Source organism: Glutamicibacter protophormiae (assembly GCF_016894325.1).
Lineage (GTDB): Bacteria > Actinomycetota > Actinomycetes > Actinomycetales > Micrococcaceae > Glutamicibacter > Glutamicibacter protophormiae.
In genome coordinates, this window is sequence record NZ_CP069806.1 from 3,757,381 (window position 1) to 3,783,130 (window position 25,750).

Genomic DNA, 25,750 nt, shown 5'->3' on the forward strand with positions numbered 1-25,750 from the left:
ACGTATCGTTTCGAATAAATGTAACACCCGTCACGACCGCACACAAGTGGCCAGGCCGGCAGGACTGAATGAATGCTCCCGTCTAGGCCTTCCATACCGTTTTGAGGTTGCAGAATTCGCGAATACCTTCGGCGGCCAGCTCGCGGCCAAAGCCCGAGCGCTTAATCCCACCGAATGGCAGCTCTTGATTTGAGACCGTCATCCCGTTGATGAACACCGCTCCCGCCTCGAGCCGCTCCAGGAACCACTGCTCTTCGGCGGCGTCATTGGTCCACAGCGCGCTGGAGAGGCCAAAGGTGGTCTGGTTGGCAACCTGCAGTGCTTCTTCCCGGTCCCGGACCCGGTATAGCGAGGCAACCGGGCCAAAGGCTTCCTCTTGGACCAGCCGCATTTCGTCACTTAGCCCGGCAATTACCGTAGGCAGGTAGAAATACCCTTCACCCTGCGGGGCTGAGCCCCCGACAAGCACCTGTGCACCCAGGGCCACCGCGTCATCCACGAGACCGGCCAATTCGTCGCGTCCATCGGCGGTGGCCAGTGGACCAACTTGCGTCGCCGGATCCATTGGGTCGCCCACCACGAGCTCACCCATCAGCCGTGCAAATTCAGCAGCAAATTCGTCATAAACATCGGTATGCACAATAAAACGCTTTCCCGCGATGCAGGATTGGCCATTATTGCTAATCCGCGCCCTCACTGCAGTAGCCGCCGCAGCAGGAACGTTGGCCGAATCCATGACAACAAACGGATCCGAGCCACCCAGTTCGAGCAACGACTTCTTCACATGATCCGCAGCAATCGAAGCCACCGAACGCCCTGCAGGTTCGGAACCGGTCAGGGTCACGGCCTTAACCCGCGGATCCGCGATAACCGGGGCGACCGCGCTGCCACCGATGAGCAGCGTGCGGAATGAGCCCGCAGGGAAGCCCCCTCGTTCAAAGAGAGTGTCCAGGTAGATTGCCGACTGCGGCACATTCGAGGCGTGTTTAAGCAGACCGGTATTGCCCGCCATCAGCGCAGGAGCTGCGAAGCGGATGACCTGCCAAATGGGGTAGTTCCACGGCATCACCGCAAGCACGGCGCCTAATGGCTGATAAGTAGTCCATGCCTTTGAAGCGCCAACAACCGACGGGTCTTCCAAAGGAGTATCGGCCAAGAACTTTTCGGCATTATCAGCATAGAAATGCATCGATGCCGCGGACTTGCGCACTTCGGCGACCGATTGCGCGATAGGCTTTCCCATCTCCAGGGTGATCAGCCTTCCCAGCTCTTCAGCTTCAGCTTCCAGGAGCTGGGCGGTTGCTTTCATCCATTCGGCCCGCCGCGCGTAGCTGGTTCCACGCAGGATCTTCGCTGCCTCGTCGGCACAGGCGATGCGGCGCTCCACTTCTTCGGCGGAGTGGGCCTCAAAGACTTGTTCGGTGACGCCGGTGGTTGGATTCACTGTTGAGATTGCCATGGTTTTCAATTCCTTTGCTGGGGTACGTTTTCGTCATTTTCGAAAACCTGTTGCTCCGAGTATATGAGATACGATTCGTATCGGATAGTATTTATCCTAACGCCATGTGATGTGATGCACATGACTGAGCATGCTTCGTCATGTTCCAGACTTTCAAAGGAGTGAACGCCCATGAGTGCAGAAGGAAATCTGCCGCAGGACTTTCCGCTGTTCCTGACCGACGCTGATGTCGCTCACCTCTCGGATTGGTCCAGTGCTATTGAGGCAATTCGCGAGGCCTACAGCACCGATAACGACGAGCTGCGAACCCCGGGACGAATTTTTGCTCAGTCCCCGCAAGAGTGGTTGCGCATCATGCCGTCGGCACCTGCCAGCGGTAAGGTCTTTGGTGCTAAGTCCATCGCCGGGTCATTCACCGATGGGCTCACCGTCAGCTACCTGATCTCCTTGTTCGATAAGAACACCGCAGACTTGGTGGCACTGATAGACGGCAACCGGGTAACCGGTTTGCGCACCGCCTCAACCACCGCTGTTGGAGTTTCCACTATCGTGCCGCAGCGCGCAATGCGCGTAGGCATTATCGGCTCGGGATTCGAGGCCCGCTCCCACCTCACCGCCTTCTCCCACCTGATGAAGTTCGCAGATATCCGCGTGTTCAGCCCCACTGTGGCCAACCGCGAAGCTTTCGCGAAGGAATTCGACGGTGTTTTTGACGCTCCGGCACTCGCTGTCGGCTCGGCTCGCGAGGCTGTCGAAGGCGCGGACCTGATCCTCTGCGCCGCCCGCTCGCGCAATGAATCGCCCACCGTGCAAGCCGACTGGGTTGGCGCCAACGCTTCGGTTGTCTCCATCGGTTCCACTACCCCGACCCAACGTGAACTACCCGTCGAATTGATTGGCCGGGCAAGCACCATCGTGGTGGACACCTATGAAGAAGTAGTCCATGACAGCGGCGACATGATCGCCGCGCGCGCAGCCGGAATCGATGTAGATGCCGTAGTACTGCCATTGCAAGCTGCGCTGGGTGCTGAGAGGCAGATCGACACCGAGACGGGGATCAGGATTTACAAGTCAACGGGCTCTGGCCTGCAGGACATTGTTGTGGCTGAGATGCTGCTGAACCGAGCACGCACTGAGGGAGTAGGCACGGCACTGCCCGTCGGCATCGTTACAAGCCGCAAATAACTAACTTTTTAAGATACCAACCCAAAAACAAGGAGTACCTCATGGTGGATTACGCCAAGTCCGAAGCTCGTTCCTGGGCCCGAGAGAATTTCACCGGCACCGTCGCGGTGACCCACCCGTCTTTCACGCCAGATTTTTCTGCAATCAATGAAAACGCAATTCGCCATGACATCCTGCTGCTCAAGGAACGCGGTTATGCCGGTTCGCTGATTGTGGCCGAAGCGAATGTGACTCCGGAAGAAAACGCGCGGATCACCGCGATTGCCCGCGAAGCGGCCGGTCCGGACTTCGCGTTGTTCTTCCACGCGATCTTCGGCACCCTGGAAGAGAACATCCACGCCGCAAATCTGGCCGAAGCCGCGGGCGCAGACCGCACGCTGCTTGCCTACCCAGCATCCTTCTGGCCAACAAATTATGATCAGGTGTTCGACTACACCAAGAAGTTCACCGATGAAACGAACATGGCAGCCATGCTCTTCCCGCTGCCAGCGTGGGGATTTGAACGCATCCACCCGGCTGGCATGAGCGTTGAGTTTGTGCGCCGCATACTGGACGCGATGCCAAGCATCGTGGCGATCAAGGCAGAACAGGGTTACCCAGGCATTCCCGGCGTCATGGAGATGTACCACCACTTCCGTGATGAGGTCGTCATCTCCTGCCCCATCGAGTCCGAAATCATTCCGCTGATGTCCGTCTTGGACATGCAGTTCTCCGGTACTGCGAATACCAACTGGATGGGTGACTACTACCCACGCGCGTTCGAGCTGGCCCGGACCGGCAAGTGGGAAGAAGCCATGGAACTGTACTGGAAGGTCCAGCCAGCTCGCGCGGCAAACGGCGCAGTTTCCGCGACCTCCACCCCGGGTACCAATATGATCAACCGCACCCAGTGGAAGTACCAGGAATGGCTTTCGGGCTTCAATGGCGGTGCACTGCGTCCACCTGCAGCCAAGCTTCCTGACCGCTTCATGAAGCAGCTACGCGCAAGCCTGGAAGCTTCCGGCCTTCCGGTCACCGACTCACCGGATGAAGAATTCATGCGCGGACGCGTCTCCGCCTAGCAGCCAGCGCACTGCAGCACGAGGGTTCATAAGCCCCCTGAGGAAACGCAAACCAGCTCTTTGGATTGCATACTTCCCCAGGGGGCTTTCAGTGCGTGGCAGCAACACATGACCCAGGCCGGAACACCGTTTTTGCTATGCCTGATGCGCGTAGCCATGCGCGCAAAAAGACTCCCGTTGCAGCGAAGTATCGTGAAGATATTTCGCCGCAACGAGAGCCTCAAAGCTCGCTCGGACTATGCGCCATTGATCAGTGGGTCAGTCCCCCACGCTTTGCAATGGTGTTTTTCTTTTCGGTCCTGGTTTGGCAGCGTTCGAACCATCAAATGTTTCTTCCGCTGCTTGGAAGTGCCGGGACTGCTGACGCAATCCAGCCAACGCGCCAAGCAGGACCCCGATAGGCAATAACAGCACCAAAAAGATACCAGACAAGCCCATACCGGTGGCGATCAGTGTTCCTCCAACTACCCCGCCTGTCGCGGAGCCGAGTCGGCCACCGAATTCAGTGACTCCCATGCCCAAACCACGCGCGCTCTCCGGGAAGCTCATGGCCGCAAGAACTCCACGAGTTGGCCCAAAAGAACTGGGCAAAATAAAGCCGGTAATCCCCAGAATGACTAGCAATGAACCAAAACTTGGTTCACGCGCCATAGAAACCACCAGTGCCATGACCGCGGCCAGACACAAGGCACCACCAATCACCGTGAATCGGGAGCCGCGTACCAGGAGCAACCCCAGTACGATGCTTCCCAGCACGCTGGTGAACCCGTAGAGACCCACAATGGTGCTGCTTTGCACCGTGCCCAAGCCAGGAACGGGCAACTGCAACAGTGTAGGCAGATACTGTGCAATGAGCAGCTGAGTGCCCAACGAAAAGAAGCCAAAGATCCACAGCAGCAAAGTGGTGGTCACAAACTTCTTCCCCAGGTCACTGCGGACCGAGACCCGATCTTTTGCCAGCACTTTCACCGGTATATTCCCAGCCAGCTTCACCGCACGGCGCGCCGGTGACTCGGGTACTACGAAGGCCAGTACAACGATAATCACCAGGGGAATCACGCCGCCAACTATCAGCAGCGCCCGCCATCCTACGGTGGGCAGCAGGAAGCCTGCGAGGGTGGCGCCAATGGTGGTTCCCAGTCCAACACCGGCATAGGCCGCTGCGAGCAGGGCGGCCCGACTACGTGCCGGAACCAGGTCCGCCAGCAAGGTGTTGCCGGAGGCCATCGCAGCACCCATTCCTACACAGCCAAGAAGACGCCAGATGACAAATTGCGTAAAATCTGCGGACGTACCTCCCAGCGCGGTGGCGGAGCCGAAAATAACGACACTGAGGATGAGAATAGTCTTGCGTCCCCACCTCACTGATAAGGCACCGGAAATAATGGCGCCCAAACCCATCGCGAGGAATCCCACGGCGACGACGAAGGCGATGCCGCCGCCCACCGAAACTCCCCAATCTTTGATGAGCGTGGGGAAAACGTGGCTGACTATCGTCACGTCCATGCCGTCAGTCAACAGCACCAGCGTAATCATCGTGAAGTAGAGCCAGTGGCGCCCAGTCAGACGCTCACGGGGTGCATGCGCAGCAGGCACAACATTTTCAGTGTCGTGATTCATGCCTAGTTCGCCTTATTTGCCGGGATTCGAAAAGAACTGGTCAAGCTTCTCGGTGGGCAGATAGTCATCCGGGCTTCCGGCCAGATCGGTCAGATCGCTAGGTTCCCACGCGGCGTCAGCAACCTGCTCAAGGTTCTCGCGCGTCACAAGCACCGAAGGCTCCACAATCTGGTTGATCTTCGGGCCTTCACCCTTCAGTATGCGCAAGGCCACCTCAACGGAAACTTCGCCGGTGCGAACTGATGGAGTAGTGGTTCCAAAGTACGGGTACTCGGGATTGGCCAAGGCCCAGGAGGCAAAGCCGTGGCTTGAACCGTCATCTGCAATCGGTGGAACGTCCATGCCAGCTTCTTCAAAGGCATTGCGAATACCAACACCCATGGTTCCGGCCTGCATGACCGCATCAACGCCCGCCGGGTTAGTGGCAAGGAACTTCTGTACCTCAGCCTGCGCGGTGGCCGGCTGGAAGAATCCGGTCACCGAACCAACGACCTTTACATCCGGGCAAGTCTCCAAAATGGCGTCCATGCCAATATCGGCCAAGGTGGAGCTTGGAATGCCTGGGATACCGGCAACTCGAAGCACGTCGCCCTTGCCGCCAATGGAACGCATAGTTCCGGCGGTGACTTCGGCAATCGCCAATGGCACATTGCGCGTTACGGTGACGGCATATTCGGAGTCGATAGGCACCTGGGCGGCAACCAACGGGATACCGGCATCAAAGGCCTGTTTTGCCAGTGCAACCGATGGTTCCGGAGCGATTGCCGTATAGATGATGACATCCGGCTTCAGGGCAAGGGCCTCATTGAACTGCTGGAGTTGCAGTGGCACGTTGGATGGATCATCCGGAGCAAATTCGCCCAGAACCTCAACGTCCGCCTTCTTCAAGCTTGCACGAATCGACTCGGACATGGAGGCAATAAAGGGGCTGGCAGGTGGCATCCCCACCACGGCGGCGGTGAAGCCCTCGGTCTTCTTTGACTTATAGTCGGCCCACGCCGACGTGCGTACCTCGTCCGGATGCAGGGAGTACCCATCAGCGATTTCTGGCGAGAAATCTTTCAACAGACCGTTGGGATCATTGGCTGCACCTTTGGGAACCGAACCACATGCGCCGTCTGCGACAGGCCCGGATTGGTTGCTTGCTGCCGCACCGTCGGCGGCAGGATCCGCACTGGTGCCTCCCGCACAACCCGTCAATGCCAGGGCACTAATTCCCAGAATCGCTGCCCCAAGCTTTGAGATTCGTGGAATTTTGGTGTTTTTCTGCATATCGAACTCCTCATCGAGTGAAACGCTTCGTAGCGTATCGCATAAGACTAGACACATGCGGTACGGTTCGTCTAGTTTCGAATGTAGCGGGCATCACAAATTTTCACAAAAGGGGACCACCAGTGACACATCAGCCAGCAGGCCTAGAGCTCAAAGGGGTGAGCAAACGCTTCGGCGCTACACAAGCACTGAGCGACGGCCAGCTCCACCTCCGACCCGGTGAGATTCACACACTCTTGGGCGAAAACGGTTCGGGCAAAAGCACCCTCGTAAAGATCATTGGCGGGGTGCACCGGCCAGATTCGGGAACCCTGACTTTTAATGGCGAACCGGTCTACAGCCGCTCACCCAAACAAGCGGCGGACTTGGGAATCGCTACGGTATTCCAAGAAGTCTTAACCGCCGGGAGCCAAACGGTACTCGACAACGTCTGGCTTGGTTCACACGGCATTTTTCGACACAAATTAAGCCGCACCAAACAGCGCATGCTTGCCCAGGAAGTACTCACCCGCATCGTCCCAAACATTGATTTGGACCAGCCGGCGGGACAACTTTCACTGTCCGAACGTCAAGCGGTGTGCATCGCCCGGGCACTGGTCCGAGGCCCGAAAGTTCTTGTGCTGGACGAATCGACGGCATCCTTGGATGTACAAACCAGGGACCGTCTCTTTGCTGAGATGCGTCGACTCACTACACTCGGCACCGCGATTCTCTTCATTTCCCACCGGATGGACGAGGTGGCAGAAATTTCGGATCGAGTCTCAGTGCTGCGCTCAGGGCACAGCGTCTTCACCGTTGAACGCGACAACCTGTCAATCGACGCCCTTATTTCCGAAATGACCGGGCGCTCCGATCACGAGGTGACGGTACGCCAACCTCATACGCCCGGAGAATTGCTCCTTCGAAGTCTTGACCTGCGGCTGACGCCCACGTCGACAGCCATCAATCTGGAACTGCGCGCCGGTGAAATCGTGGGACTGGCCGGGCTCGAAGGCCACGGCCAAGATCTATTCATCAAACGCCTCGCAGGTGTTGCCTCCGGTCCGGGAACGGTAGTGCGCACCGGGGAGAAAGATACGCAGACACCGCTGACTGCTCGTAATGGCGACCGCCTCGGCGTGGCTTATCTGCCACGTGAACGCCGCGGCGAATCGCTATTCGAGTCGATGTCCATCCAAGAGAATTTCGCTCTGCCCACGTTGCATCAAGATCGCCACCGCGGGCTGCTGAACACTAAGAGCATCTCCCAGAGATTCAACGCATTCGCCCAATCGCTGGCACTTCGCTTCGGCACCGCCAAAGACGCGATTTCCACCCTCTCCGGAGGCAACCAGCAAAAGGTCTTGCTCGCCCGATGGCTCGCCACCGACCCCAAGGTATTGCTTCTGAACGACCCGACTCGCGGAGTAGATATCGGCACCAAGCGGGAGATCTATGCAATCTTGGACCGACTCAGCGCCGAAGGGCTCAGCGTAGTGGTGCTCTCCAGTGAAGTCGACGAACTCGTTGACCTGGCGGACCGAGTTTTGGTCTTCCGCGATCAGCAAGTATTTGCCGAAATCGCCCATCCTGAGCTATCCACCGAATCAATTGTCGCGGCCTACTTCGGCCAGAAATCAGAGGTGCACTCATGAGCCGCGTCCAACAGCTCCTCCAACGCTGGCCTTTCGCCTTTGCACTGCTGCTTGCACTCGTTTTGCTGGGACTGAATCTCCTTATTTCCCCGTCCTTCTTATCCCCGCAACGGCTTCCCGCCACGCTTTCCACACTGGCCCCGTTTGTGCTCGTAGGGTTTGCCTCAACGCCGGCCATCCTCTCTGGAGGCATCGATATTTCGGTGGGCCCGCTGGCAACTTTCATCAATTGCTTCTTTGTCGCCATCCTGATTCCCGCGGGGCTGGGCAACTGGCAGGTGGCTGCGCCCCTCGTGCTATTGCTGGCCGCAGCCATCGGGGCAATCAATGGGGTACTGATCGCAGTTTTGCGCTTGCACCCCGTGGTCGCCACCACCGGAATGCTCTTCCTGCTCATCGGATTGTCGCTGACCATCGCGCAGAACCCGATTGCAGCCCCGGATAACTGGACCGAGGTCTTCGCAGGCAGCGTTGGAATCATTCCTGGCGCACTGATCTCCATCGGTGCCGCCGCTCTGATTTGGTTTGGACTACGCCGTACTGCCTTTGTCAGCAACCTGCTGGCCACGGGCGAAAGTGATATTTCGGCGTTCGGCTCTGGAGTGAATACCACCGCGGTGCGCATTCTCGCCTACTCGGTAGGCGGCTTGTTCGCCGGTATCGCCGGTATCGCGCTAACTGCCATTGTGCAGTCCTCACAGTCTTCCTTGGCCACCACCTACGCGCTGCTGGGATTGGCGGCTGCGGTGCTTGGCGGGACCAGCCTGGCCGGAGGCCGAGGCGGGTTGCTCGGCGCACTGTTCGGGGCCATCTGCATCTACCTGCTCCAACAGCTGCTGACCGCCTCCGGCGTCGCACCTAGCCTGATTCAGTTCGCCTACGGCGCTCTGCTCGTCGTAGGTGTCGTCTTGGGAGCCACGTTACTTACTCCACGGTTAAAGAAGGTTTGATCATGAGCAAGAGCACCACCATCAGAAAGCAAACGGCCTCGGCAGAACGACGCCTCGGCCCGAAGATCAAGCGGATACTTGTTGAGCTGCCAGTATTGCAAGCCTTGGTCTTGCTCGTCTTGGCGGCTTGGCTATTAATCAGCATTCCCTCCATCTTCAACCCACGTTCGGTGACCTCGTTGCTGTTGATCGCATCCTTGCTGGCACTAGCGGCGATGGGCCAAACATTGGTCGTCATTCTTGGTGGATTGGATCTTGCAACGCCTGGCTACATACTCTTTGGCGCCTTCATGGCAGCCAATGCCACGGGCAAACTGGGCCTGTCGCCAATGCTGGCAATACTGCTCACCATCCTCGTGTGTGGCGGCATCGGCGCCCTGATTGGCTGGATCTGCCATCGTTTTGCCGTCCAACCACTGGTAGTCACTCTGGGCACCGGCGCAGCTCTAACCGGCGCCACGCTGTTCTTGGCGGATGGCGATTATTCCTCGGTACCCCATGATTCGCTGCGTTCCCTGGCCAGCCTTCGCGCAACGACCTTCGGGCTTCCGTTCCCACCAATCATTCTGATCGTGTTGCTGCTCGGTGTCGCCCTGTGGGTCTTCTTGAACCGCACCACCGCAGGACGCCGGCTTTATGCGACGGGAGTTAACTTCAGAGCCGCGGGACTGACAAGAATACGAACCTCAATCGTCTGGGTTCTGGTCTTTGCCGCTTCCGGTGCCTTCGCTGGCCTTGCCGGGGTATTCATTGCCGCCTATGGTTCGGGCTGGTCACAGACCATCGGCGATCCCTACCTGTTTTCCGGACTAGCGGCGGTGCTGGTTGGTGGAACGATCTTCGGCTCAATCCACGGCAGTTATACCCGCACGCTGCTGGGCGCACTGATTCTCACCTTGCTTTCGACGATCATTGTGAGCAATGGATTATCCGAGGCGCAAAGCCGCATCGTGTTCGGCGTCATCATCCTCGCCGTGGTTTCGCTCTATGGACGCGAACGGCACGTACGCAACAGGTTCTAAGCAAAGTCTCGTTTTCGCACAATACAAAGCAGGCGGTTGCCCAGGCCATTTGGCCTGGGCAACCGCCTGCTTTGATTCGTCTGCTATAACTCCCGCGGTTTGCGGGATCCCTTAAGAGAGCCCACACCAAAGCTCATGAAGTTCAGCCCCAACGATGAGCAGCCCGAATTCCCCTGCTGAGACTTGCCCCATAGCGAGAACGGAGTATCGACCGGAGCAAGATGGATTAGGACCAGATGCTTGGCCCCGGCAATTTCCGCCACGTCGCGGCCACGGTTGTAACCGAAGCCATCAGCACATTCTGAAGTTCATCATTGAGCAGAGAAGGACGACAGTCACAGCGGTTTGGATGATCGTTGGCATGGCATCCAGTCCTACTTCCTTGAAGAAGCCTTGCACCTTGGCGACATCCACGTGTGCGGCGTCGACTGTGGTGGTGACTCACACGGCGAAAGGCACTGTTTCTGATTCGGTGGTCGAATGAGCCTGCTCCGGCAAAACATCCTTCCATCAAATGCGCCCCGGCGGTTAACGCAAAAGAGTGGGTGGAGGCTAGCGGCTTAGGGCACATTGTCAACGTCGGCCCCTTGCCCCTCCGGCGAATTGAGGCCATTACCCCAAGTCGGCGATTCGTTGGCCCATTTTCTGCCAGCTGAGCGGAAGTCTTCAGCAGGTCATAGTCTGAAAAATTCTCGAAAATGATATGCACCAGGTCACAAACGCGATACGATACGAAACGAGTCGAATTCAATTACTGATGAGCTTTCCGAACGTTTGCAGTCCTTTCAAGGAGAAAAATGTCTACCGAGACCAGCACCGTGTCCGCCTCCAAGGTTCTTTCCAGCTCCTGGAAAATCGACGGGCTGACGATCAAGAACCGCTTTGTGCTCAGCCCGATGGCAGTGCTGCAGCCAACCAAGGACGGAAGTCCCAGCGAACAGACCATCGCTTTCCTCACCACCCGCGCCAAGGGCGGCGCGGGTCTGCTGATCGTTGGCGGCACCGTGGCCACCGAAAGCGGATATGCGGAGGCACCCTTCCAGCCACTCATGCGTTTTGATAATGACCGGTTCATTCCAGGACTCAAGAAGATGGTAGACGCGGTCCACGCGTACGATGTGCCCCTCTTCGCGCAGATCTTTCCGGCCTTCGGCGCCATGGGAGTACCGGGAGAGGGACGCACCACCCGCGCCGCCAGCCCGAAGCCGGTGCGCATGGCGGCACCGCGCTTGCCCCATGGAATGTATATCCCCGGCGGACGGACCAACCCAACTCCTGAAGAAATCACCAGGGAAGAGCTGCTCGAGGTCCAGAACGAGACCGTCGCCGCGGTACTGCGCGCCAAGGCAGCGGGGTTCGACGGCATCGAGATCGGTGCCCATATGCGCTACCTCTACTCATCCTTTTTCTCCCCCCGCACCAACTGGCGCAGCGATGAGTACGGTGGCAGCGCGGAGAACCGCGCCCGCTTCCTAGCGGACACCATTAGAGCGATCCGTGCCGAAGTCGGCCCCGACTACCCGGTGGGCGTACGCATGAGCGTGAACGACCACCTGCCCGACGGCCAGGGTCCGGAAGGTTTTGCCGAAGTCATGACCTATGTCGTCAAGGAAGGTGTCGGGTACATCGCGCTGACCGATGCGAATTACGAGTCGATGGACGACAATCTCCCGTCCTCTTCAGGACAGATGCTGGCGCACAGTGAGCCGCAGATCTTCCGCAAACATTTGCCGAATGTACCGCTCTTGCTCAGCAACACCTACGAACCGCAGCAGGCTGCGCAGGCAATCGAGGACGGCTATGCCGACGGAATTATGCTCGCCCGCCAGCTGCTGGCCGACCCCGAATTCCCCAATAAGGTACTCGAAGGCCAACAGGAAAAGATCAACTGGTGCGACCATGACAATTCATGCCTGCGTCGATTGATTCTCAACGTCCCGGTTCGTTGCCACCTGAACCCTGCCATGGGTCGTGAAGCGGCACTGGCCGGTGCCGACGAATCCTTGGCTACCAAGCTGAAGCGTCCGGTAGATGCCTTTGTCATTGCCGCGGCAGGGTCGCCCTCGCTGATGGGCCTTGCCGACAAGCTGGCCAACGCCAAGATGGCCAAGGACGCCAAGAAGTAGTCCACTAGGAAACTGCGTCCGGATTCCAGACGGAACTCGGGCGCAGTTTTGCTATGTGCTTCTGGTCATTGAAGTACAAAAGGCACCCGAGGAGACTGAGCATTCTTCGGGTGCCTTGTCGTTGGACATTACATGGTCGGTTCGGTCCCCGTGCGCAATGCTCGTCCACTGCCCCGATAAACTGCCACGGTCCGCTTTCCGGCACGCACCAGGACGTCGACAATCATTCGCCGCCCTTCATGGAAAGTCACTTCGGCCTGAGCCACCAGCTCTTCGCCAATATGGGCCGGGCTGAGATAAGAGATATCGGCCTCGGCCGTGGCAATGCCCGCGCCGAAGGTGTTCGCAGCCATGGCAAAGGCGGTATCCGCCACGGCAAAAACGTAGCCACCGTGGGCAATGCCGTGTCCGTTGGCCATATCGGCTTCCACCTGCAACACCGCGGTGGCGCGCCCTTCGCTGGCGCTCAACACGCGGATCCCCAGCCGTTCCAGACTCTTGTCTGCGGCAAGCATCGAGTGTGCCGGTTCGGCAATCTGGGCTTGTTGACTCATGATAAACGCTCCACAACCATCGCCATTCCCTGGCCGCCACCCACGCAAAGCGTCGCCAAACCGAGAGTTCCATCCTTGGCTTGCAATCCATTAACCAGAGTGCCCACAAGCCTGGCACCTGTGGCACCAAATGGGTGACCCAGAGCGATGGCACCGCCAAAGGGATTGACCCTCTCCGGGTCGGCACCCAATTCCCGCACCGTAGGAACTACCTGTGCGGCGAATGCCTCGTTGAGTTCCACAATGTCAATGTCATTGATTCCCAAGCCCAGTCGCTGAAGCAGGCGCCGGGAAGACTCCACAGGTCCTAGACCCATAATTTCAGGGGAAAGTCCGCTGGCCGCGCTACCCAGAATACGTGCCAGCGGGGTCAATCCCAATTCATCTGCGCGTTGTGCGCTCATTACGACTAGCGCGGAGGCTCCGTCGTTCAACGGGCTTGCATTGCCGGCGGTCACCGTGCCGGATTCATGGAATACCGGTTTTAGTCCGGATAGCGTTTCCAAGCTGGTGCTGGGCCGCGGCCCGTCATCATCTTTCATCAGCATGCCGGCAGCGGTGGTGAACGGCGTGATTTCCCGTGCGAAGTACCCCTCCTTAACTGCTTGGGAAGCGCGTAGTTGAGAGTTCAGCGCCCATTGATCTTGGTCCGCTCTTGTCGTACCTGTTTTCCGGGCAACAAATTCTGCGGTCTTGCCCATGGAGATGTAAATATCAGGCAGTTGGCCTGCGGTTCGCGGGTCGCTCCACTGCGCACCGGATTCAAAGAGCTCGTCAGCACGGTGGGCGGATTGCGCGAACCCGGGGTATGGAGAGTCGGTGATCGGTGGGGTGCTGCTCGTTGACTCAACGCCTCCGACCACGAACACCTCTCCATCCCCTGCACGGATCGCTTGGGCTGCCATAGCGGTAGCTTGCAACGAGGATGCGCAAAATCGATTCACCGTCGCCGCGGGTACATTGTCCAGTCCGGCGAGCACCATAATTCGGCGGCCCACATTATCCCCTTGCGCGCCCTGCGGCATGGCGCAGCCGAAGTAGGAGTCGGCGATATGCTCGCCCTGGAGCTGCGGGAGCTTGGCCATAGCACCGCGCACTGCGGCTAACCCAAGATCTTCCGGGCGTTCCCCCGCAAGGGAACCCTTGCGTGCACGACCGATAGGCGTCCTGCTATAGGCGACTATCACCGCATCATTCGCTGCAATGGCTGTACTCACGTTGACGATTCCTTTCATGGCGGCAGCTTGCCGGGTTCAGCTCCGCAGACCGCGTGAAATGTTTTGATTGGCATGAAAATAGCTCAGGCCTGCGCCATAGAGTAGAAAAAGTTCCATCAATGCGCTCAGAAATAAATATATACGAACCGTATCGTACCCCACAAGAATAATGATCGTTTATGGCTAATGTGAACTACTTTTCTCATGAAAAAATCCCTGCACCTTCACGAGCTGAGCTCGTGAAGGTGCAGGGATTTCTTGAGTCTTATCTTCTCACCGCGAGACCCTTCAGGGCGGTTTCCAAAATCTCGTTAACCGCGGCCGCGTCCAGAGGTCCAGACTCAACAAGCAGTCGGAAGTACACCGGAGCATAAAGCATCTCGGTCACCATCATCGGATCAAGGTCCGAGCGCATCGCACCCTCGTCCATAACCCGTTCAATGAGCGCCCGTACCGCTGCCGCACGCGGATTCCAGAAACGTTCCTTGAACTCAGTCAGCGCCGCGTGATCCTGCTGGCACTCACCGACGAGCTGGGCCACCAGGCGACCCTCGCCGCCGGCGTAGACCTCCGTCAGGGATTTGAGGTGCTCACGCAGAGCATCGATAGCCGGGATATCTTCACGAACCGGAGTGCGAGCTACGTGATTATCCAAGAACGTATCAATGACCACCGCAACCTTGCTAGGCCACCAACGGTAAATGGTGGTTTTGCTGACTCCGGCCTCGCGGGCGATACGCTCGATTGATAGTTTCTGAACGGAAACACCGGCGGGCCCTGAATTGTCGAGCAACTTCATGGTTGCTTCGAGAATCGCTCGACGACTACCTTCACTTCTAATTGCCATGGCACAACCATACGCGTTTTCGCATTCAATACGAAACGTACACAATCACTCTGGCGCTTCCAAGATTTTGAGCTTCCGTCTGTTTCCACAAGGAAGAACCCAAACCAAACATCCGCGATAATCCGATCAGACGGCTCCTGCAATAACTCGCGCCCGATTTTTCAGCGCGAATCCTGCTTCTTCGGCCTCGGCGCGGGTGATGCGGGTTCCTGCTCCGATCACCTTCCGGGCTGCCAGATGATCTGCCGGCAAGTTGACCGATTCGACCGCCGCCAAGGCCTCACCTCGGAAACACAGCACCGAAAATTTCGCGGTCTGGGGATCGCCGAGCACCAGGGTATCGTCACCAGCTTGGCTGAGGCCAGCTATTTGCAAGCGGTAAGATCCTTGGGTGGACCAGAACCATGGGAGATCCGCATAAGGGCTCTCGTCGCCGAGAATACTGCCGGCTAAATGCCTAGCTTGGGTTCGTAGCATTTTGCACCGATTCAAGCCGTGTTCGGCCCGGCGAATGCACATTAGGGAAATTGGCGCAGTCGCCCAAGGCAAAGATGCTGGGGTCCGAGGTGCGCAGGCACTGATCCACCACGATTCCGTTCAAGGTCTCGAGCCCGGCATTTTCAGCCAGAGCTACGTTGGGTAAAACGCCAACGCCCACTAACACCAGATCCGCCGGGTATCGCTGCCGGGTGCTCGAGACCGCAGCCATTACTTCTCCCCGTTACCTTTTTAGTAGCCCCATAAATAAGTAGGATTTGGGGTGGTTGGCCTGTCGGTCCCGGCATGATTAAGTCCCCCAGTCATCAATGATCCGGGGGGTGTTGTCACCGGGATTCGATAGGCGCCAGGGGATCGCTAATGGGGACCGGACCAGCACAATGAACCGCCGTGCAGGTCAGCCGTAACGTGGATGCCGAGCCTTGCCGCCGTAGGACAAGCCAACACCGAAATGAATGACACTATTTCTGGGAGGTTTGCGTTGATCAAGAACCACGAGGACGTCGATATCTTCATCGGCGTCGATGTCGGTAAGAGCAATCACCATGCGGTCGCGATCGACCGTACGGGCAAGAAAATCCTCGACCGTGCACTGCCCCAAGACGAGGCCAAACTCCGTGCCATCATCAAGGCCGTGGCCGGCAAAGGCACCGTGTTGTTGGTCGTTGATCAGCCCTCGACCATCGGCGCCCTGCCCGTTGCTGTGGCCCAGGCCGAGGGAATACTGGTCGGCTACATTCCCGGGCTGGCGATGCGCCGCATCGCGGATTTACATCCCGGAGAAGCCAAGACAGATGCTCGAGACGCTGCCATCATTGCTGAAGCCGCCCGAAGCCTGCCACACACCCTGCGTTCCATCGTCGTCGCCGATGAGCAAGCCGCCGAACTATCGATGCTCTGCGGTTTCGATGACGATCTGGCGAAGCAGGCAACGGCAACCTCGAACCGGATTCGGGGGTTGTTGACCCAGATCCACCCGGCACTGGAGCGGGTGGTGGGAAAGCACCTCGATCACCCCGCCATGGCCGAATTGCTGATCAAATATCCGTCTCCGGATAAGCTCCGCAAGGCCGGCCAGAACCGAGTCACGGCCTTGCTTTTGAAGTATGCGCCGCGGGCTGGGAAACGCTGGGCTACCGAGATCTTCACCGCCCTAGATGAGCAGACCGTGGTAGTCGCTGGAACTGGTGCCGCGAGCATCGTATTGCCGCAGCTCGCTGCCATGCTCAAGCAGCTACGCACGGCCCGTGACGAGCTCCTCGTTCAGGTTGAAACCCTCGTGGAGGATCACCCTCTTCATGCCGTCCTGACCTCTATGCCGGCGGTCGGGGTCAGGACGGAAGCCCGCATCATCACCGAAGTTGCGGGTAAGGAATTCCAGACCTCCGGCCACCTCGCCTCCTACGCTGGGCTGGCCCCGGTGACGTGGCGCTCCGGAACCTCGATCCGAGGCGATCACCCCTCCAAGAAAGGGAACAAGTCCCTCAAGCGGGCTTTCTTTCTCTCCGCGTTCGCGGCTCTGAAAGACCCTCTCTCACGGGCCTACTACGACCGGAAACGCGCCGAAGGCAAACGACACAACCAAGCCCTCATCGCCCTCGCGCGCAGGCGTTGCGACGTTCTCTTCGCGATGCTCCGGGACGGCACATTCTACGAAGCCCCAACCCCGAAAACCGCCTGACCGTTCCGAGCTGTCAGCTGGCGGACACGCACCGCCAGCCACCTACCTCTGCCCAAAAACAGTGGCCCAAAAAACTTTGAAGAAAATCCCTCCAAAGCCTTGACGAAAAACATAGGGACACCCCCCCACCCGCCGCTTCGAAACTTTCGATTCCCTCGTTCAGCCGCAACTCGACACCAAGGTCCCGGTGAGCTTGTGCGAACCACTGGCTCATCGGCTCACTGAGCGCACGGGCCATTGGGCGTGCGGCGAATTCCAGTACCGTCACATGGCAGTCGTGGGCTCTGGCACCCGCAGCAAATTCGAGCCCGATAAATCCCGCCCCAACGACCACCACATTTTTGGCCGCGGGCAACGCAGCGTGCAGATCCTGTACATCGTCCAACGTGCGCAGCGAATGCACGCCATCGAGCTTCGAACCCGGACATTCAATGAGCCTGTTACGTACACCGGTAGCGAGTACCAAATGCGTATACCCTAGGGAGTTTCCGTTGGACAATGCCACCTGGCGGTTCGGGCGGTCGATGTCGATGGCGCTAACGCCGTCGAGCAGGTTGATGTTCTTCTGCGAAAAGAAATTTTCACCACGCAGCGGCAATGGCTTGGGTGTGCCTTGCGGAGAGAGGAAGTCCTTGGACAACTGTGGCCGTTGGTATGGAAGCCCGGCCTCATCGGCAACAATTGTGATCTGCTCGGTATATCCGTTGCCGCGCAGCGAATCTGCAACCTGCAGCGTGTTGTTTATGAAACAGAAGTAATGGCGGTGCTTGCGCAGTCCGATTCGCTGGCTAGTGCGCAGTCTATCGATCTGGCCGATTTGGCAGCCAAGCCGTTGGTCATGCTCGATACCGCTCCAAGCTCTGATTACACGCAATTACTGTTCTCTCAGCGCGAGCTGACCCCGATATTCGGCGCCATCGTTCCGCAGATCGACCTCGTGCGTGCATTGGTCGGGCGCGGCCTTAGCTACAGCCTGCTGATGTCACGTCCCAACCATACCCCGGTGTCCAGCGAGGGGCTGGGCCTGGTGACGCGCCACCTAAATCCGCGCAGCGGAGTGACCTCGGTGGTTGCCGTCTGGCCAACGGGATTTACACCCAGCGCTCGCGCCCCAACCGTCATCGATTATGCCATCGAGGCGTTGGAGGTAAGCGAACCAAGCTGAATGTCCCCGTTCAACTCAAAGACAAACTTTCCTCAAAGCGCGCTGAGTCCAGGGCCCACTCATTGCTTTAATGTGTGACCCGAATTACAATCGAAACGATACGAATCGAACTTTTGGGGAAAGGTCATGCCAACCATGCTCATTTTTTCCTTCGGGGCCCAACGATGACCGGCGTACTCGACACCCGTTCGGTGCCCGCCGCCGAGCGCCAGGATTACTGGTCCGCCGGGATTGCCGAACGCTTCTTCCCCATGCGCGTCGAGGAATTTGTGTCCCCGTCTTTCGAAGCACGCTTGGCCAGCGGCCAGCTCGGCTCGGTGGCAGTGCAATCCATCCAAGGACTCGCACACCGAGTGGCACGCACCCAGCAGATGATCGCTGCAGCCGACCCGGAAAGCATCTTGCTCTATTTGCTCACTAAGGGCGAGATTCTCATTGGGCAAGATGAGCGCCAATGCCTGCTGCGACCCGGCGACTTAGCCTGCCAAGACACCTCAACTCCCTCAATCTTTGAAAGCCGCGGGGGATTCGAAGTGCTCGTATTCAGCGTTCCCAAGTGGTTCATTGGGACTCGGGCTGAAACCATCGTCGGCCAGACCGCCATTCGGGTTGGCGGCGGCAGTAGAGGTGGCCTGACTACCTTGACGGCACCGTTCTTGGCGAACCTGGCACGCACCGCGCTCGGCGGCAACTTGGATGAACGGGACGGACCAAGCGCCGCACAAATGCTACTGCCCATGCTGGCCAGCATGTTCAAACGAGAAAACCCTTCGGCATTAGCCACCCGGCCGCAGACCCTCCTGGCGCAGATGCAACGCTTCGCGCTGAACCAACTCCACGATCCGCAGCTCGGGCCCGAACTGATCGCACAGGCCCACTACGTTTCGACCCGCTACGTGCACAAGCTCTTCGCGCAAACCGGGCTAGGCGTCTCGGCATGGATTCGCGAACGCCGACTGGAAGGCGCCGCCGGGGAACTACGACGTTTCCCGGAAAGTTCCGTTGCCTCGATTGCGGCCAAATGGGGATATCTGCACCCGGCAAGCTTCAGCCGGGCGTTCCGCGAAGTACATGGTTACTCACCACGGGATGCCCGTCTAGCTGCTTAGCGTGAAACCTTCTCAGTCACCTATCTGTAGTTCCCCGGGACGTTGTGAACACTAGATGAGTAAGTCCTAAACTACTCCAACACAAAAGACCTCCTGAAACAGATCAAAAATCTGGTCAGGAGGCCTTTTAATGCTTAGCGGAGAGTGTTAAGAATTATGGTGTGAACAAAAACCTAAACACCCTCCTGACAACACTCTACGTGTTCGTCACCGACCATGTCATCCCAACCATGCCCGCAAGGCCACGACGAGGACGACGGCAATTACTCACCGACGCGGAACTGCTCTGCCTGGCTGTGGCCCAGCACCTGCTGCACGGGGACGCTTCCGAGTCCCGGTGGATCCGCTACGCCCGCACCCACCTGGCTGGCATGTTCCCGCATATTCCCCAGCAATCCGGATACAACAAGAGGATCCGCGCCGCCGCGCCCCTGGTGTCCCATACCCTGAGCGTCCTGGCCAAGGACGTCCCCACCTGGAACGACGTGCTGCGGCTGCTGGATTCCACCCCGGTGCCCTGCGGCCAGTCACGCGAAACGGTGAAACGCTCGGACCTGGCCGGGCAGGCCGGCTACGGGTACTGCGCCTCGCATTCACGGTATTTCTGGGGTTCCGGCTTTACCTGGTCGCCACCCCTGAGGGCATGCCGGTGATCTGGGGGTTGGCCAATCCGAAGATCGGGTCTGCTGAAGGTTTGGTTGACACTTCGACCGCATAACCCAGCTATGGTTATGCTCAAACGAAGGAACAAAAACCATGCCAAGAATCTTCACCGAAGAATTCAAGAAGGACGCCGTCGCTCTCGTAGAGTCGGGGATTCCTCAGAAGCAAGTCGCTGCGGATCTGGGAGTATCCAAAACAGCGCTGCAAACTTGGGTCCGCGATGCCAGATTCCAATCCCACGGAATGACCCCAGCCTCTGATGCTGACGAACGCAAAGAAATGTCCCAAGCGCTCAAACGCATCCGCGAATTAGAAATGGAGAACGAGGTGCTGCGCAAGGCCGCAGCCTACCTTTCCCAGTCGCATATTCGTTCCCCAAAATAATGGGCCCGCTCGTCCAAGAATTAGCCGCTCGAACAGGCAGGAAACATATTCGAAGTGGCGGTGACGTGCCGGGTTTTGGGGTTCAGCACCCAGGCGTACTACAAGTGGCTGAAGAACCCTGTCTCTGCCCGGGAAATCGAAGAGCAGGAGCTGATCGGCAAGCTGCATGAGCTTCACGAGGAAGATCCAGAGGGCGGGTACCGTGTGCTGGCCGATGATCTGGAAGACGCCGGATACCAAGTTTCCGAGCGCAGGGTCTGGCGGTCATGTCGCAAGGCAGGGATCCGTTCAGTGATCAGCAAACGCCAGCGTAAGTACTCACCAGCTGGTCCACCGGTGCATGATGACCTGGTGCAGCGGAACTTCACCGCCGAGCAGCCTAACCAGCTGTGGCTGACCGATAACGCCCTCGCACCCTACGAGCGAAGGAAAGCTGTACCTGTGTGCGATCAAAGACGTGTTCAGTAACCGGATCGTTGGCTATTCAATGGATTCGCGGATGAAGGCCCATCTGGCCGTCAATGCCGTGGAAATGGCAGTTGCGCACCGTGGCTACCCACGTGGAGTCAAGGTCCACAGTGACCGCGGCAGCCAGTTCCGGTCCAGGAAATTCACTCAAACGCTGGAACGTCACGGGCTGATCGGTTCGATGGGCCGGGTCGGGGCAGCCGGTGACAATGCGGCCATGGAGTCGTTCTTCAGTCTGTTGCAGAAGAATGTGCTGGACCGGCGCTGGTGGACGACCCGTCAGGAGCTGAGATTGGCGATCATGACCTGGCTGGAGGGGAAGTATCACCGCAAGCGCAAGCAACGACGTTTGGGGAAACTGACCCCGGTTCAGTTTGAGGCTAGAATGATCGAGTCTGTCGCTCTGGCAGCATAAACCTTGGTGTCAACCAAACCTTCAGCAGACCCAAACGTCAGGGTGCTAGTCCCCACTCTGACGGCAGGGGCTAGCACCCTGAGTTCGCTTAGGCCTGCGGGAATCCGGCTTCGCGCAGGCGAGTGCCCCAGATCCCCGACTTGCCCGGAGCAATGATCCCATTCGGGTCAAGGGTGTCCTTGATCTGCTCGTTGAAGCGTCGCAGCGCGTGGTCGTTGAAGCCGAACTGGTCCGCCGCCAGGTCCATGAAGGACAGGTGCGCCCGGTATTCGCCGTATCCGCGCTTGCCCGCCTCGGCCACCATCCGCTTGGCCAGGGCGTAGGCGTTAGCGACTTGTTCTGGGTTCTTCGTGTCGAAGGCGATCACGTTGATGAACGTGGTCGACCGCGCGTTGATGGGGAGCATGCCGCCGAGGAAATCAAGTCCCGCCTCGGCGCACATTTCCCGCATCATCTTCTGCGCGGCAATCGCATTCTTCCCGGTGAGCGGAATGACCGGCGAGAAATCGACGTGGCCGCCTTCTTCGCCGCCGGACCAGCCGGCCATTTTGTACAGGTCTTGGCTCGGCACCCCGATCTGCACCCGTTCGTGCGGATTGGGCAGCGTCTCCCAGGCTTCTTTCCCATGTTTTTGGCCTACCAGGTCAACGCTCGGGATCTGCAGGAAACGCGCCTTAAGCTTGGCGAAGTTATAGTCGACCACAGCCTCGTCGCCATAGAGCGCAAAGCGCATCATCCAACGCCCAAGTCCCATCTCCTTGGCGATCTTGTCGATGACCTCTTCCGGCATCGGGCCCTCGCCGGCGTACCACTCGGCGCGGGTGGTGAGCATTGAAGCCATGCACAGCGTGTTGGACAGCTGCGGACGCATGTCGATGGTGCCGTCGAGCATAAGCTCGCGCAGCGCGTCCACCACTGCTGGCATCTGCTCCTCGTCCCAGACGCGCAGCCACAATGGCATGTACGTTTCAGGCTTGGGCATCAGCCAGTAGCCCATCTTGGTGACGATGCCATAGTTCGACTGCATGAACATCTCGGTAGAGGTCGGGCCTAGGCCGCGCTTGTACAGCGGCCAGGTCGGGTTGTTGTCCATGGCGCCCGAGCCGGTGCGCATGAGGTCCCCGTTGGGCAGCACCACCTCGAAGCCGCAGTGCGAGGCCTGGTCGATCGAGTACGGCATGTAGGTCAGCCCGTGCTCCAGCGTATTGGAGACGACCCCTCCCCAACCGATGTCCACGATGGAGGCCACTAGGTTATGCCCGCCGGCCTCGATGGCGTCGTGCAGGTCGTACCAGCTCACGCCCGGCTCCACGATCGCGTAGCCGAGTTCTTCGTTGATCTCCAGGACTTTGTTCATCTCCCGGAAGGAGAGCATCACCGAGCCGCGCACCTGCGGTGCCGCACCGCCGTAGCCGTTGTTCTTGCCGCGGCCGATGGGCCACAGTGGGATGTTGTATTGGTTGGCAATCTTCACGATCGCCTGCACGTCCTCGGTGCTCCGGGGACTGACAACGCCGGAGGGCACATTGGTGGCAGTGCCCGGGTCTTGGAAGGGATCCTGGAAGTCTTCCAAAGATTCAGCGTCGGTGGCTACATTATCGGCTCCGATGGCTTCAGAAAAAGCTGCCAAGGCGTTGTCCAGGTCGGCTTCGGTGACGCCCGGAGGAAGCGGACGAGTAGTGGTCTCAGAGGTATTGCTCATCTTTTCAGGTCTCCTAAATAGCGCTGAAGGTGAAGCTATTGTGTGAGTTCCATGGTGCGCCAGCTTGCCCCCGTGTGGGGCAGCTCTCACTCGATGGTGCAGTGCGTGCACAGAAGTGTGCACGCACTGCACCATCGGTGCCTTGTGGGTTCCACCGGTGAAAAGAAGGTGATTGCATAAAGTCAGCTACAGGCATCTAAGTAAATGGAGAAATCATCATGACCGATGGTCGTCTAGCTGGAAAAATTGTCCTGCTTACAGGTATCGGCGGTGGCATGGGCCGGGAAACCGCAAGGCTTTTTGCCCGCGAAGGCGCCACAGTGGTCGGCTGTGATCTCAACGAGGAAAGCGCGGCAGAGACGGTTCGGCTCATCGAAGCCGAAGGTGGAACTATCGATTCCAGCGCTCCGGTGGATCTGGGCCAGCGCGAGGCAATCGATGCCTGGATCAACGGCGCCGTCGAACGCTTCGGCAAGGTTGATGTGCTCTACAACAATGCGAGCATGCCTAAATTTGCGCCCTTCACCCAAATGAGCGGTGAGGATTACCGCTTCACCATCCAGAACGAGCTGGATCTGGTCTGGCATGCCTGCCAGAGCGCATGGCCGCATTTGGCCAAATCCGGTGGCGCAATTGTGAATATCGGTTCGGTGGCCGGAGTCCAAGGCGCGCGCGCCTTGCCGCAGGCGGCTCACGCCGCTGCTAAGGGTGCAGTCATTGCGGTGACCAAGCAGCTAGCCGCGGAGGGTATCGCGGTGGGCGTTCGAGTCAATTGCGTCAGCCCCGGCGTCATGGCCACCCCACCGATCCTGGCCATGTATGCCGAGCTGGGCGATAGAGCACCGGTAGCGCCGATCGTTGAACGCACGATCTCCGGCAAGCCGGGCGATCCACTGGCAGTTGCGTACGCCGGACTTTATTTCGCCTCAGATGAAGCCAAATGGGTCACTGGATCCCACCTGGTCGTAGACGGCGGAGCGCACGCGGTGATGTAGAAAGTTTACTCCCGTGCAGAAGATCCCTTTGGCCGGTGGGGCGAGGTCTTTGGCGATGATGTTGTCGCCTCAGCGATGATTGATCGTTTGGTTCATCATGCAGAAGTGTTGTCCTTGTCCGGTGATTCGTACCGGGTGAAGAACCGTGAGGATCTGCTGAGAAACGCTAAGCAGGTATAGAAGATTTTGGGCTAGTGTTCCGTGTTAATTATTTGGTTGGGTTTCATACAGCTCCAACACGTTAGCCTTGGCCTTGCGAATCATCTTGCCCAAGAGGTGATCCGCGGTCTTCGTCCAGGCAAACGGCTTCGCGTCCTCGTTATACCGTTCGATATACCGGTGCACCGCGGCCTCCAACTCGGGAATCGACGCGAAGTTTGACCGCTTCAAGCACTGGCGAGTGATGATCCCGAAGAAGATCTCCACCATGTTCAGCCAGGAGCAACTGGTCGGAGTGAAATGCAATATCACCCGAGGGTTCGCTGCCAGCCAGTCCTTCACGTTCTGGTGCTTGTGCGTGGGGTAGTTATCGCAGATCACGTGCAATTCGATCTCCAGGTTCGCGTCGGCGACCTGCTGCAAGAAGTCCACGAACTGGGCATTCGTGTGCTTCTGGTAGAACTTGCTCGCGCTCAACTTCCCGGTGAGGACATCCAACGCGGCAAACAGCGTGGTGGTGCCGTTGCGCCGGTAATCATGGGTCTGCTGCAACGGATGCTCCGGGGCCAACGGCTGCACCGGCTGCGTGCGCGACATCGCCTGGATCTGAGTCTTCTCATCAATGCTCACCACCACCGCGTTCTCCGGTGGGGACAGGTAGAGGCCGACCACGTCGCGCAGCTTGGCTTCCAGTTGCGGGTCGGTGGAGAACTTGAAGGTTTCAATCCGGTGCGGCTGGATTTTCCAGCGCCGCCAGATCCGGGCTACCGAGGAGAAGGAGACCTGATGGCGTTCGGCCATGATCCTGGCTGACCAGTGGGAGATCCCCAGTTCGGCCGGGGGAACCCCGTCGTTGGCCAGGGTGTCGGCGAGGATGGCCAAATCGTCGATCTTCCGCGGCTTGCCTGGGCGGGGTGCGTCGCCCAGGCCTTGAATGCCGGATTCTTCGTAACGGGTGCGCCAGCGGCGCACCGTCGGTTCCGAGAAGCCGGTGGATTCAACGATGCGGATATTCGGCACCCCGTCGGCGGCCAGCAGGACGGTGCGGGTGCGCAGGGCCAGTGACGCGCTGGAGCCCATTCCACCGGTCCGCGTTGCTCGGTTTTCGCGTCGGGATGCTCGGCGCGGTAAGCGCGGACCCAGTTACCCAGGGTTCCTTCGTTGATGCCCAGCGATGCTGCGACCTCGATCAGGCTTTTCTGGGATGAGATCACCAGTTCGACCGCTTCGGCACGGAACTCCGGGGTGAATTTCTGACGTTTGGACATGCATTCATTCTCCTGCGAACGCGTGTCTCACAAGATCATGACAGCTCACCCGCTGCTACTTGGTGTGCGACTCCTCTAGCAGCAGTTCTCTTCGGCATCGGTGCTACTGCGTTGGCTGCGGCGACAGTTGCAACTGGTGGCGGAAGTGTTGTTATCGCAGGCATTACACTAAGTGGCGCTCAGCTTGGAGGTCTGGCAGCAGTAGTTGCATCGTTCTCAGCTCTAGGAGCTTATATCGATAGCAAGATCTGCTAATTAGGAGGCGGCATGAAGAAGCCTTACGGAAAATGCACCGT

The 25,750-nt window shown here is 58.6% G+C and carries 21 protein-coding genes and 4 pseudogenes; 13 read left to right on the forward strand and 12 right to left on the reverse strand.

The genetic code is table 11. From position 1 onward, the window contains the following. Positions 1–82: 82 nt before the first annotated feature. On the reverse strand, positions 83–1,459 hold the full coding sequence (locus JQN66_RS17530) for an aldehyde dehydrogenase family protein (protein WP_053799253.1): 1,377 nt from the start codon (positions 1,457–1,459) through the stop codon (positions 83–85). A gap of 171 nt (positions 1,460–1,630) precedes the next feature. Here JQN66_RS17530 and JQN66_RS17535 point away from each other — a divergent pair, with 171 nt between their 5' ends. Further along, on the forward strand, positions 1,631–2,644 hold the full coding sequence (locus JQN66_RS17535) for an ornithine cyclodeaminase family protein (RefSeq protein WP_053799254.1): 1,014 nt from the start codon (positions 1,631–1,633) through the stop codon (positions 2,642–2,644). A gap of 41 nt (positions 2,645–2,685) precedes the next feature. After that, positions 2,686–3,705: a dihydrodipicolinate synthase family protein gene (locus tag JQN66_RS17540; protein ID WP_053799255.1), complete on the forward strand. Its 1,020-nt coding sequence runs from the start codon at positions 2,686–2,688 to the stop codon at positions 3,703–3,705. 258 nt (positions 3,706–3,963) lie between these two features. Here the strand turns inward: JQN66_RS17540 and JQN66_RS17545 are convergent, their stop codons facing one another. Next, positions 3,964–5,325: an MFS transporter gene (locus JQN66_RS17545; RefSeq protein ID WP_082344921.1), complete on the reverse strand. Its 1,362-nt coding sequence runs from the start codon at positions 5,323–5,325 to the stop codon at positions 3,964–3,966. A 12-nt stretch (positions 5,326–5,337) separates the two neighbouring features. After that, on the reverse strand, positions 5,338–6,597 hold the full coding sequence (locus tag JQN66_RS17550; RefSeq protein ID WP_204676132.1) for a substrate-binding domain-containing protein: 1,260 nt from the start codon (positions 6,595–6,597) through the stop codon (positions 5,338–5,340). A gap of 122 nt (positions 6,598–6,719) precedes the next feature. Between JQN66_RS17550 and JQN66_RS17555 the strand changes: the two genes are divergently transcribed. The 4 genes from JQN66_RS17555 (at position 6,720) to JQN66_RS17570 (ending at position 12,329) form a co-directional block, all read left to right on the forward strand. After that, positions 6,720–8,231 carry a sugar ABC transporter ATP-binding protein gene (locus tag JQN66_RS17555; RefSeq protein WP_146956012.1) on the forward strand — a complete coding sequence of 504 codons (1,512 nt, stop codon included), beginning with the start codon at positions 6,720–6,722 and terminating at the stop codon, positions 8,229–8,231. After that, entirely contained in the window at positions 8,228–9,181 is a 954-nt protein-coding gene (locus JQN66_RS17560; RefSeq protein WP_204676133.1) for an ABC transporter permease, read from the forward strand. The genes JQN66_RS17555 and JQN66_RS17560 overlap by 4 nt, the downstream gene beginning before the upstream one ends. Positions 9,182–9,183: 2 nt before the next feature. Continuing rightward, positions 9,184–10,203 (forward strand): ABC transporter permease, encoded by a 1,020-nt coding sequence (locus tag JQN66_RS17565; RefSeq protein WP_053799260.1) that lies wholly within the window; start codon positions 9,184–9,186, stop codon positions 10,201–10,203. 797 nt (positions 10,204–11,000) lie between these two features. After that, positions 11,001–12,329: an NADH:flavin oxidoreductase gene (locus JQN66_RS17570; protein WP_053799261.1), complete on the forward strand. Its 1,329-nt coding sequence runs from the start codon at positions 11,001–11,003 to the stop codon at positions 12,327–12,329. 128 nt (positions 12,330–12,457) lie between these two features. Here JQN66_RS17570 and JQN66_RS17575 read toward each other — a convergent pair whose 3' ends face one another. The 5 genes from JQN66_RS17575 to JQN66_RS18745 form a co-directional block, all read right to left on the reverse strand. Then, positions 12,458–12,883, reverse strand: a complete 426-nt coding sequence (locus JQN66_RS17575) for a hotdog fold thioesterase (RefSeq protein ID WP_053799262.1) — start codon at positions 12,881–12,883, stop codon at positions 12,458–12,460. Next, complete coding sequence (locus JQN66_RS17580) at positions 12,880–14,118, reverse strand: acetyl-CoA C-acyltransferase (RefSeq protein ID WP_082344923.1); 1,239 nt, start codon at positions 14,116–14,118, stop codon at positions 12,880–12,882. The genes JQN66_RS17575 and JQN66_RS17580 overlap by 4 nt, the downstream gene beginning before the upstream one ends. Before the next feature lie 247 nt (positions 14,119–14,365). After that, complete coding sequence (locus tag JQN66_RS17585) at positions 14,366–14,899, reverse strand: TetR/AcrR family transcriptional regulator (protein WP_053799263.1); 534 nt, start codon at positions 14,897–14,899, stop codon at positions 14,366–14,368. A 174-nt stretch (positions 14,900–15,073) separates the two neighbouring features. Beyond that, positions 15,074–15,424 (reverse strand): oxidoreductase C-terminal domain-containing protein, encoded by a 351-nt coding sequence (locus JQN66_RS17590; RefSeq protein WP_204676134.1) that lies wholly within the window; start codon positions 15,422–15,424, stop codon positions 15,074–15,076. Next, entirely contained in the window at positions 15,405–15,656 is a 252-nt protein-coding gene (locus JQN66_RS18745; protein ID WP_204676135.1) for an FAD-dependent oxidoreductase, read from the reverse strand. Before JQN66_RS18745 ends, JQN66_RS17590 begins: the two co-directional genes overlap by 20 nt. 240 nt (positions 15,657–15,896) lie before the next feature. Between JQN66_RS18745 and JQN66_RS17600 the strand changes: the two genes are divergently transcribed. Beyond that, the gene (locus JQN66_RS17600) at positions 15,897–17,126 is read left to right on the forward strand and encodes an IS110 family RNA-guided transposase (protein WP_183645216.1); all 1,230 of its coding nucleotides are present in this window, start codon (positions 15,897–15,899) and stop codon (positions 17,124–17,126) included. A gap of 13 nt (positions 17,127–17,139) precedes the next feature. Here the strand turns inward: JQN66_RS17600 and JQN66_RS17605 are convergent, their stop codons facing one another. Further along, positions 17,140–17,871: an NAD(P)/FAD-dependent oxidoreductase gene (locus JQN66_RS17605; RefSeq protein WP_338029225.1), complete on the reverse strand. Its 732-nt coding sequence runs from the start codon at positions 17,869–17,871 to the stop codon at positions 17,140–17,142. Here JQN66_RS17605 and JQN66_RS17610 point away from each other — a divergent pair. The 4 genes and pseudogenes from JQN66_RS17610 (at position 17,776) to JQN66_RS17625 (ending at position 21,330) form a co-directional block, all read left to right on the forward strand. Then, complete coding sequence (locus tag JQN66_RS17610) at positions 17,776–18,291, forward strand: LysR substrate-binding domain-containing protein (protein WP_239464081.1); 516 nt, start codon at positions 17,776–17,778, stop codon at positions 18,289–18,291. The two genes, JQN66_RS17605 and JQN66_RS17610, sit on opposite strands and share 96 nt — an antisense overlap. Positions 18,292–18,365: 74 nt before the next feature. After that, positions 18,366–19,400 carry a helix-turn-helix domain-containing protein gene (locus tag JQN66_RS17615; RefSeq protein WP_204676138.1) on the forward strand — a complete coding sequence of 345 codons (1,035 nt, stop codon included), beginning with the start codon at positions 18,366–18,368 and terminating at the stop codon, positions 19,398–19,400. Positions 19,401–19,561: 161 nt separating this feature from the next. Next, a pseudogene (locus JQN66_RS17620) lies at positions 19,562–20,091 on the forward strand (transposase family protein); the annotation flags it as partial. A gap of 65 nt (positions 20,092–20,156) precedes the next feature. Next, positions 20,157–21,330: pseudogene (locus JQN66_RS17625) on the forward strand (IS3 family transposase). 88 nt (positions 21,331–21,418) lie between these two features. On the opposite strand, the gene JQN66_RS17630 reads toward JQN66_RS17625, so the two are convergent. Further along, positions 21,419–23,032, reverse strand: coding sequence for an FAD-binding oxidoreductase (locus JQN66_RS17630; protein ID WP_204676139.1), 1,614 nt, complete (start codon positions 23,030–23,032; stop codon positions 21,419–21,421). Between the two features lie 218 nt (positions 23,033–23,250). Here JQN66_RS17630 and JQN66_RS17635 point away from each other — a divergent pair, with 218 nt between their 5' ends. Both JQN66_RS17635 and JQN66_RS17640 read left to right on the forward strand, forming a co-directional pair. Further along, positions 23,251–24,027, forward strand: coding sequence for an SDR family NAD(P)-dependent oxidoreductase (locus tag JQN66_RS17635; RefSeq protein WP_082344926.1), 777 nt, complete (start codon positions 23,251–23,253; stop codon positions 24,025–24,027). Between the two features lie 24 nt (positions 24,028–24,051). Then, positions 24,052–24,207: pseudogene (locus JQN66_RS17640) on the forward strand (ATP-binding protein); the annotation flags it as partial. A 24-nt stretch (positions 24,208–24,231) separates the two neighbouring features. On the opposite strand, the gene JQN66_RS17645 reads toward JQN66_RS17640, so the two are convergent. Both JQN66_RS17645 and JQN66_RS17650 read right to left on the reverse strand, forming a co-directional pair. Next, the gene (locus JQN66_RS17645) at positions 24,232–25,266 is read right to left on the reverse strand and encodes an IS630 family transposase (RefSeq protein ID WP_053799268.1); all 1,035 of its coding nucleotides are present in this window, start codon (positions 25,264–25,266) and stop codon (positions 24,232–24,234) included. Continuing rightward, positions 25,260–25,454, reverse strand: a pseudogene (locus JQN66_RS17650) (transposase); the annotation flags it as partial. The gene JQN66_RS17645 and the pseudogene JQN66_RS17650, both read right to left, overlap by 7 nt. Positions 25,455–25,750: the final 296 nt, after the last annotated feature.